This window comes from Actinoplanes sp. NPDC024001 (genome assembly GCF_040638955.1).
Classification (GTDB): Bacteria; Actinomycetota; Actinomycetes; order Mycobacteriales; family Micromonosporaceae; genus Actinoplanes.
The window spans coordinates 1-7,934 of the sequence record NZ_JBEZZB010000285.1; the positions used below are offsets into that span (position 1 = coordinate 1).

Here is a 7,934-nt window from a genome sequence, read left to right on the forward strand (position 1 = left end):
CCGCGAGTGCGGCGCGCCCGAGCTGGTCGCGGCCGCCCTCCACGGTCGGGGCACTGTCGCGCTGCAACGCGACGACCTGGCCGAGGCGGCCCGCCACTGCGAGGAGGCGCTCGCCGCCTGCCCCGCCGGCTGGTACGGCGCGGACGGCACCCGCATGGCGATCCTGGTGACGCTGGGCCGGATCGCCGAGGCCGCGGGTGACCCGGCGGCCGCCGCCACCCGTTACCGGCAGGTTTTCACCGTCCGCAGCGGGATGCTCGGTTTCCAGGTGATGGCCGAGGCGGTCGACCGGCTGGCCGCCCTGGCCCTGGCCGGCGGCGACCCGGAACGCGCGGCCACCCTGCTCGGCACCGTGCTCGCCCTGAAACTGCGCCCCGACCTGCGCGGCACCGAGCTGGCCGCCCGGATTGCGGACGCCGCCCGCGACCGGCTCGGCCCGGACGCCTACGCCGCCGCCGTCTCGCGCGGCGCCGGCCTGTCCACCGCCGCGGCCTACGACCTGCTCCGGCCCTGACCTCAGCCGTGCGGGGGCCGTCAGCGCGCGGTGCGTGCGCGGTCAGCGCACACACCCAGGGTCGGTCGTATGACGACGACACACGCGGTCGTGGCCGAGGGGCTACGCAAGCGCTACCGGGGCGGGACCGGCACCACCGCCCTCGACGGGTTCGATCTGCGAGCGCCGGCCGGCACGGTCTACGGCCTGCTCGGGCCGAACGGCGCCGGGAAGACCACCGCCGTGCGGATTCTGTCCACGCTGCTCAGCTTCGACGCCGGCCGGGCGGAGGTGGCCGGCGCCGACGTCACCCGCCGGCCCGAGCTGGTACGGGACCGGATCGCGCTGACCGGCCAGTACGCCGCGGTCGACGAGGTGCTCAGCGGCCGGCAGAACCTGGTCCTGTTCGGCCGGCTGCACCACCTGGGCCGCCGCGCCGCCCGCCGCCGCGCCGACGAGCTGCTGGAACGCTTCGACCTGGCGGACGCCGCCGACCGCTCGGCCGGCCAGTACTCCGGTGGCATGCGGCGCCGGCTGGACCTGGCAGCCAGCCTGATCCGCCGCCCGCACGTGCTCTTCCTGGACGAGCCGACCACCGGCCTGGACCCGCGCAGCCGCAACCAGGTCTGGGACAGCGTCCGCACCCTGGTGGCGGACGGCACGACCGTGCTGCTCACCACCCAGTACCTGGAGGAGGCCGACCAGCTGGCCGGCCGGATCGCGGTGGTGGACGCCGGCCGGGTGGTGGCCGAGGGCACCCCGGCCGAGCTGAAGGCGGCGATCGGCGCGGACCGCCTGGAGCTGGTCGTCGAGGACGCCGCCCGGCTGGACGACGCGGCGGCCCTGACCGCCCGGCTCACCGGCGCGGCACCGGACGTGGACCGGGATCACCGCCGGTTGCGGGTGCCGGTGTCCGACCGGATGGCCGCGCTGACCGCGGTGGTCCGCGCGCTGCAGGACGACGGGATCGCCGTGGCCGACGTCGGTATCCACCGGCCCACCCTGGACGAGGCGTTCCTGCAGCTGACCGGGCACCCCGCGGAGAAGACGGAGAAGGAGGAGACCCGATGACGACCGTCGCCGAGAGCGCTGAGCTCACCCGTACCCCGGAATCGGCCGGCGCGGCCCCGCGCCGGGGCCGCGCGTTCCTGGACGCCCGGGTGATGACCGGCCGTTATCTGCGCCATGTGATCCGCGCTCCGGAGGAGCTGATCATCTACTTCAGCCTGCCGATCATGTTCGTGCTGGTCTTCGGGTACGTGTTCGGCAGCGGCATGCAGGTGCCCGGCGGCGGCACCTACCGGGAGTTCCTGCTACCCGGCGTCTTCGTGATGACCATGCTGTACGGCCTCGGCGCCACCGCCACCGGCATCGCCACCGACGTGGGCCGCGGCGTGGTGGACCGGTTCCGCTCGATGCCGGTGGCCCGCTCCGCGCTGATGGCCGGCCGGGCCACCGCCGACCTGGCGCGTGCCCTGCTGGAGACGGCGGTGCTGGTGGTGTGCGGCCTGCTGGTCGGCTGGCAGTGGCATCGCGGCCTGGGCAACCTGCTGGCCGCGCTCGGCCTGCTCCTGCTGCTGCGGCTGGCGCTGAGCTGGGTCGGCATGGTGCTCGGCATGCTCGCCCCGAACCCGGACACGGTCGCGACGATCGTCTTCCCGCTGGCGTTCCCGTTGAGCGCGGTGTCGAACGTCTTCGTGGCGCCGGAGCTGATGCCGGGCTGGCTGGGCGCGGTGGCGGCGTGGAACCCGATCTCGGCGACCACGGCGGCGGTCCGTGAGTTGTGCGGCAATCCGGGAATGACCGCGGACTCCTGGCCGGCCGAGCACGCGCTGCTGCTGGCGGTGGCCTGGCCGGTGCTGCTGATCGCGGTGTTCGCGCCGATCGCGGTGCGGCGGTACCGCAATCTCGGACGCTGATAGCGGACGAAAATAACGAAAGAGGCAGCAACCTCCGCAAAGCCTGCGAAGATCAACTGACTGATCGACAGCGGGGGTAGGCAGTGCGCAACGAGATGACCACACTTTCCGGAGTCCGGCGGAGCGCACTGTCCTACTCCTACCTGCTCGTCCCCGCGGACGGTGGCCGCTCACCGCAGCTGCCGCTGGAACTGGTCCGCCGGGACATCGCCGGTGACCGGCCCGGCGTCCCGCTCATGCTGCGGGTCCGGCTCCTGGACGCGCTCAGCGGCGAACCGGTCACCCGCGCGGTGCTCGGCATCGAGCACGACGCCCCGGACGGCGAGACCCTGCTGCGCGGCGCGCAGCCGACCGACCCGCAGGGGTACGCCGAGTTCCGCACCGTCCACCCCGGCTGGCGGGCCGGCGAGGCCGTGCACCTGCGCGCCGAGGTGCACCTCGGTGGTTACCTGGCCGGGGGCGGCTCGGTCGCGCACACCGGCCGGCTGTACTTCCCGGAGCCGCTCGTCGCGCAGGTCGCCGATCTGCCGCCGTACCGGGACCGGAGCCCGGCGCGCACGCCCAACGAGGACGACCCGGAGACGATCACCGGCGGGATGCTGAACGTGGTGCCCCGCGACCGTTTCGACGTGGCCGCCGGCCTGCTCGCCGGCATCACCGTCGGCATCGGCGTGCCGGCTGCCTGAGGATGCGGCTCAGATCCCCGGGCCCGCAGCCGATTTCCCCGTCGTGCGAATGCGAGGACCCGGCGAACCGCTGCTCGCGGTGGCGATCGAACGGCTGAGCCGGCTCCCGGCCAACCGCCTGACCGCCACCGCGCTGACGCTGCTCGGCCTCATCGCGGTGGCCGACTGGGTCACCGGGCACAACGTCTCGATGGCCGTCGGCTATCTGCTGCCGGTGTTCGTGGCGGCGGCCGCCGGTGGGCGCTCCAGCACGGCCGTCGCCGCCCTCTCGGCGCTGAGCTGGACCGTCATCGAGTACGGCACGCAGCTCGCCCCGTACTCGAATCAGCTGATCCCGGCCTGGAACCTGATGTCCCGCTTCGCCGTGCTGTGGCCGGTCGGCGCCCTGGTCAGCCACCTCGCGGCACGGCTCGCCGAGGAGCACGGACTGTCCCGCACCGATCCGCTGACCGGCCTGCCGAACGCCCGCGCGTTCCAGGAGGCGGCCGACGCGGAGATCCGGCGGATGCGGCACACCGGCGCCCCGCTGACCGCGGCCTACGTCGACCTGGACGGGTTCAAGGCGATCAACGACACCAACGGCCACGCCACCGGCGACGCCGTGCTGGCCGCCGTGGGCCGGGTGCTCGGGCGGATGCTCGGCCCGGACGTCCCGGTGGCCCGGCTGGGCGGGGACGAGTTCGCCGTCCTGCTGCCCGGCAGCGACACCGAGGAGAGCCTGGCGACTCTGCACCGGCTGCACGATCACCTGCTGGACGGCACCGCCGCGTGGACGCCCCGGGTGGGGTTCAGCATCGGTGCGGTCACCTTCACCGAGCCACCGCGGTCGGTCGCCGAGCTGCTGGAACGCGCGGACCGGATGATGTACGACGCGAAGCGCCACCACCGCAACACGGTGCGCGCCTGACCGAGGGGTGGGCCGCAGCGCGGGACGACTCCGGGCATCACGGTCGGCCCGCGCCACGACACCCTCCTGTACTCCCCATCGGGACCGGCGGGTTCACCGGGCACGACGGGATTTCCACCAACCGCACAAACCACCGCTACCCCCGCAGGTAGGCGAGCACCGCCCGGACCCGCCGGTGATCGTCGGCGTCCGGCGGCAGGTCGAGCTTGGCGAGCAGACTGCCGATGTGCTTGGCGACGGCCGCCTCGGTCACCACCAGCTCCCGGGCGATCGCCGCGTTGGAGCGGCCCTGCGCCATCAGGGCGAGCACCTCGCGTTCCCGGGTGGTGAGCCGGTGCAGCGGGTCGCGGCGCCGCGACAGCAGCTGCCGGACCACCTCGGGGTCGACCACGGTGCGCCCGGCGGCCACCGCGGCGAGCGCGTCGACGAACTCGGTGACCTCACCGATCCGGTCCTTGAGCAGGTAGCCGACGCCGGCCGAGTGCCCGGAGTCGAGCAGTTCGGCGGCGTAGGTCTGCTCCACGTACTGGCTGAGCACCAGCACCGGCAGGTCCGGGTCGGCGGCGCGCAGCTCGATCGCGGCCTGCAGCCCCTCGTCGCTGAAACCGGGCGGCATCCGTACGTCGGTGACCACCACGTCGGGCCGGTGCTCGGCCACCGCCTCGCGCAGTCGCACCGCGTCGCCGACCGCCGCGACCACCTCGTGCCCGAAGCGGCGCAGCATCCCGGCCACCCCCTCCCGCACGATCAGGCCGTCCTCGGCGATGACCACACGCAGGCCGCTCACGGCGCGGTTTCCGGAACCGGGATCTCCACGCGCACGAGCGTAGGCCCTCCCACCGGGCTGGACAGCGTCACCGTGCCGTCCAGGACGGCGACCCGGTCGGCGAGCCCGACCAGCCCGGACCCGCCGGCCGGGTCGGCGCCGCCGTGGCCGTCGTCGCTCACGTCCAGCACCAGGCGGCCCTCGGTCACCCAGGCGCGGATCGCGGCCCGGTGTGCGCCGCTGTGCTTGGCCACGTTGGTGAGCGCCTCGGCCACCACGAAATAGGCGGTGACCTCGACCGCCGACGGCAACCGCCCGGGCAGCTTCACGTTCAGGTCGACCGGCAGCGGCGCGGTCGAGGCGGCCTCGCCGATCGCCGCGGCCAGGCCCCGGTCGGTGAGCACCTGCGGATGCACCCCGCGGATGAGTTCGCGCAGCTCGGTGAGGGCCTGCTTGGCGAGCTCGTGGGCGGCGGTCACCGAGTCGGCGGCGGGCGAGCCGGGCGGCAGCTCCAGCTTGGCCAGACCCAGCTGCATGCTCAGCGCCACCAGGCGCTGCTGGGCGCCGTCGTGCAGGTCGCGCTCGATGCGGCGGCGTTCCACCTCGAAGGCGTCGACCAGCCGGGCCCGGGACCGGGTGACCTCGACCAGCCGGTCGTCGGTGTCGTCGGTGCGCGGCGCCAGGATGGCGCGGGCCATGGCGGCGCGCGCCCCGGCCCAGGCGGTGACCGGGTACGCCAGGACAACGGTCAACGGCAGTCCGGCCAGGGCGATCGGCACCGTGTTCGACAGCGGCTCGTCGTTGATGAAGTAGGGCGCGCCCAGCGTGACCGCCACGGTGTAGGCGACGCCGCCCAGCACCAGCGCGTCCATCCAGCACAGCACGGTCGCCGAGACCAGCGCGTAGCCCAGCTCGCGCCAGGTGGCCTGCTCGCGCAGCCGCAGGTTGAGCCAGGCCCGCAGTCCGGCACGCGGCGGCGGCTGGTGCGGGTCGGGCAGCTCGTCCCGGTCGACCAGGAGCAACCGGCGCCGCTCGATGCGGGCCACCACGACACCGGAGAGGACGGTGGCGACATATCCCGCGAACCCGATGACGAAGACCGAGAACACCGTGCCGGCGATGACCAGCGCGACGACCGCGAGGATGGTGGCGGCGCCGAGCAGCGCCCCGCCGGCCAGATAGGCCACGGACCGCCACGGCCAGCCGGAACGCAGAAACACGGTCGGCCGCAGGGTGAGCGCCTCCAGCGCGTTGCGAACGGCCATGCCGGGCACGCTACCGCCAGCGCGGGCATCCGTCGGTAGTGCTGGGTATACCTCGGATCGTCGATCCCGCGTGACTGTGCCGGCCGCCGCCGGGCGGTTGGCTGGGCGCATGACGAATCGAGAGACGGCCGCCGTCGAGCTGCACGCGGTGACCAGGAGGTACGGCTCGGGTGAGAGCGGCGTGACCGCCCTCGACCGGGTGGACGCCCGGTTCGGGCGGGGCACCTTCACCGCGGTGATGGGGCCGTCCGGGTCCGGCAAGTCGACGCTGCTGCACTGCGCGGCGGGCCTGGACCGGGCCACCTCGGGGCGGGTGCTGATCGACGGCGTACCGGTCGAGGGGCTCAGCGAGCGCAACCTGACGAAGCTGCGCCGCGCCCGGGTGGGGTTCGTGTTCCAGTCGTTCAACCTGGTGCCGGCGCTGACCGCGGCGCAGAACGTGGCGCTGCCGCTGCGGCTGGCCGGGCGCCGCCCGGCGGCCGGCGAGGTGGACGCGGTGCTCGGCGAGGTGGGCCTGGCCGGCCGGGCCGGGCACCGCCCGTCGGAGCTGTCCGGCGGGCAGCAGCAGCGGGTGGCGATCGCCCGCGCGCTGGTCACCCGCCCGGCGGTGCTCTTCGCCGACGAGCCGACCGGCGCGCTGGACGCCGCCTCCGGCGCGGAGGTGCTGCGCCTGCTGCGCGCCTCGGTGGACCAGCACGGCCAGACGATCGTGATGGTCACCCACGACCCGCTGGCGGCGGCGCACGCCGACCGGGTGCTCTTCCTCGCCGACGGCCGGGTGGTCGACGAGCTGCACGGCCCGGCCGACGCCGAGCTGGTGGCGGTGCACACCGCCCGCCTGGAGACGGCCCGGACGGTGGTGGCATGAGCGCGGCCTGGGCGATGGTCCGGCACCGGTTCGCGAGCTTCGCCGGCACGTTCGTCGCGGTGGCGCTGGGTGTGGCGGTGCTCGCCGGCTCGGCCACCCTGCATCTGAGCTCGCAGCCCAAGGCCCCGGCCCGCTACGCCGCCGCGCCGATCCTGATTCAGCCCGCCGTGGCGGGCGTCAACGACTACGGCGAGGACGAGCGCCCGCCGTGGACCGCCGCGGAGGCGACCGGTCTCGCCGGCCGGCTGGCCGCGCTGCCCGGTGTCACGGCGGCGGTCGCGGACCCGGCGTTCTACGTGCAGCGCCTCACCGGCGGCCGGGCCACCGGCGACGCGCAGGCGGCCCAGGTCGACGGGCACGCCTGGTCGTCCGCGCGGCTCGGCGGTTACCGGCTGCTCGCCGGGCGGGCGCCGGCGGCACCGGGCGAGGTGGCGCTGGCCGGTGCCGCCCCGGGCACCCGGGTCGACGTGCTGACCGCGTCCGGCCCGGAGACCTGGACGGTCAGCGGCACCATCGACGGGCCCGGGTTCTACCTCGCCGACTCCGAGGCGTTGCGGCGCGCTTCCGGCGTACCGGTCATCGGGGTGACGGTGACCGGCGACGAAGCGCGAGTGGCCGCTGCCGCCCGCGTCCTGCTCGGGCCGGCCGGCACGGTCCGCACCGGCGACGGGCGCGACGCGCTGGAGGCGAACCATGTCACCCGGATCCGCTGGATCGGCGCGCAGCTGCTGATCGCGCTGGTCACGCTGAGTGCCTTCGCCACCGTCTTCGTGGTCTCCTCGACCTGCGCGCTGAGCGCCGCGCAGCGGCGGCGCGAGCTCGGCCTGCTGCGCGCGGTGGGCGCGACCCCCGGTCAGGTGCGCCGCCAGATGTACGCCGAGACGACCCTGATCGCCCTGCTCGGCGGCCTGATCGGGGCGCCGCTCGGTGCCGCGGCCGCCCCGCTGCTGGCCGCCCCGATGGTGGACGCCGGGCTGGAGCCGGCCGGGTTCACGGCGACCTGGCAGCCGGCCGCGCTGCTCGGCGCCGG

General features: G+C 74.9%; 9 protein-coding genes. 7 read left to right on the forward strand and 2 right to left on the reverse strand.

Translation table 11 applies throughout. From position 1 onward, the window contains the following. The 5 genes from AB0F81_RS49475 to AB0F81_RS49495 all read left to right on the forward strand — a co-directional run. Positions 1 to 514 (forward strand): tetratricopeptide repeat protein (locus tag AB0F81_RS49475; RefSeq protein ID WP_360211112.1); only part of this gene is annotated, 514 nt, incomplete at its 5' end. Positions 515 to 583: 69 nt separating this feature from the next. Then, a complete protein-coding gene (locus AB0F81_RS49480) occupies positions 584 to 1,564 on the forward strand; it encodes an ATP-binding cassette domain-containing protein (RefSeq protein ID WP_360211114.1) in 981 nt (326 codons plus the stop codon). Continuing rightward, positions 1,561 to 2,412, forward strand: coding sequence for an ABC transporter permease (locus tag AB0F81_RS49485; RefSeq protein WP_360211116.1), 852 nt, complete (start codon positions 1,561 to 1,563; stop codon positions 2,410 to 2,412). Before AB0F81_RS49480 ends, AB0F81_RS49485 begins: the two co-directional genes overlap by 4 nt. 95 nt (positions 2,413 to 2,507) lie before the next feature. Further along, positions 2,508 to 3,098 carry a hypothetical protein gene (locus tag AB0F81_RS49490; protein ID WP_360211118.1) on the forward strand — a complete coding sequence of 197 codons (591 nt, stop codon included), beginning with the start codon at positions 2,508 to 2,510 and terminating at the stop codon, positions 3,096 to 3,098. 49 nt (positions 3,099 to 3,147) lie between these two features. After that, positions 3,148 to 4,005 (forward strand): GGDEF domain-containing protein, encoded by an 858-nt coding sequence (locus AB0F81_RS49495; protein ID WP_360211120.1) that lies wholly within the window; start codon positions 3,148 to 3,150, stop codon positions 4,003 to 4,005. Between the two features lie 136 nt (positions 4,006 to 4,141). Here the strand turns inward: AB0F81_RS49495 and AB0F81_RS49500 are convergent, their stop codons facing one another. After that, entirely contained in the window at positions 4,142 to 4,792 is a 651-nt protein-coding gene (locus AB0F81_RS49500) for a response regulator transcription factor (RefSeq protein ID WP_360211122.1), read from the reverse strand. Beyond that, positions 4,789 to 6,036, reverse strand: a complete 1,248-nt coding sequence (locus AB0F81_RS49505) for a sensor histidine kinase (protein ID WP_360211124.1) — start codon at positions 6,034 to 6,036, stop codon at positions 4,789 to 4,791. Before AB0F81_RS49505 ends, AB0F81_RS49500 begins: the two co-directional genes overlap by 4 nt. A 109-nt stretch (positions 6,037 to 6,145) precedes the next feature. Between AB0F81_RS49505 and AB0F81_RS49510 the strand changes: the two genes are divergently transcribed. Beyond that, positions 6,146 to 6,904, forward strand: a complete 759-nt coding sequence (locus AB0F81_RS49510) for an ABC transporter ATP-binding protein (RefSeq protein ID WP_360211126.1) — start codon at positions 6,146 to 6,148, stop codon at positions 6,902 to 6,904. Further along, the coding region (locus AB0F81_RS49515) for an FtsX-like permease family protein (RefSeq protein ID WP_360211128.1) at positions 6,901 to 7,934 on the forward strand (1,034 nt) is incomplete at its 3' end. The genes AB0F81_RS49510 and AB0F81_RS49515, both read left to right, overlap by 4 nt.

Coding starts and splice junctions, on each gene's coding strand:
- AB0F81_RS49480 (WP_360211114.1), top strand. CDS start 584: ATGACGACGACACACGCGGTCGTGGCCGAGGGGCTACGCAAGCGCTAC.
- AB0F81_RS49510 (WP_360211126.1), top strand. CDS start 6,146: ATGACGAATCGAGAGACGGCCGCCGTCGAGCTGCACGCGGTGACCAGG.
- AB0F81_RS49485 (WP_360211116.1), top strand. CDS start 1,561: ATGACGACCGTCGCCGAGAGCGCTGAGCTCACCCGTACCCCGGAATCG.
- AB0F81_RS49505 (WP_360211124.1), bottom strand. CDS start 6,036: ATGGCCGTTCGCAACGCGCTGGAGGCGCTCACCCTGCGGCCGACCGTG.
- AB0F81_RS49490 (WP_360211118.1), top strand. CDS start 2,508: ATGACCACACTTTCCGGAGTCCGGCGGAGCGCACTGTCCTACTCCTAC.
- AB0F81_RS49495 (WP_360211120.1), top strand. CDS start 3,148: ATGCGAGGACCCGGCGAACCGCTGCTCGCGGTGGCGATCGAACGGCTG.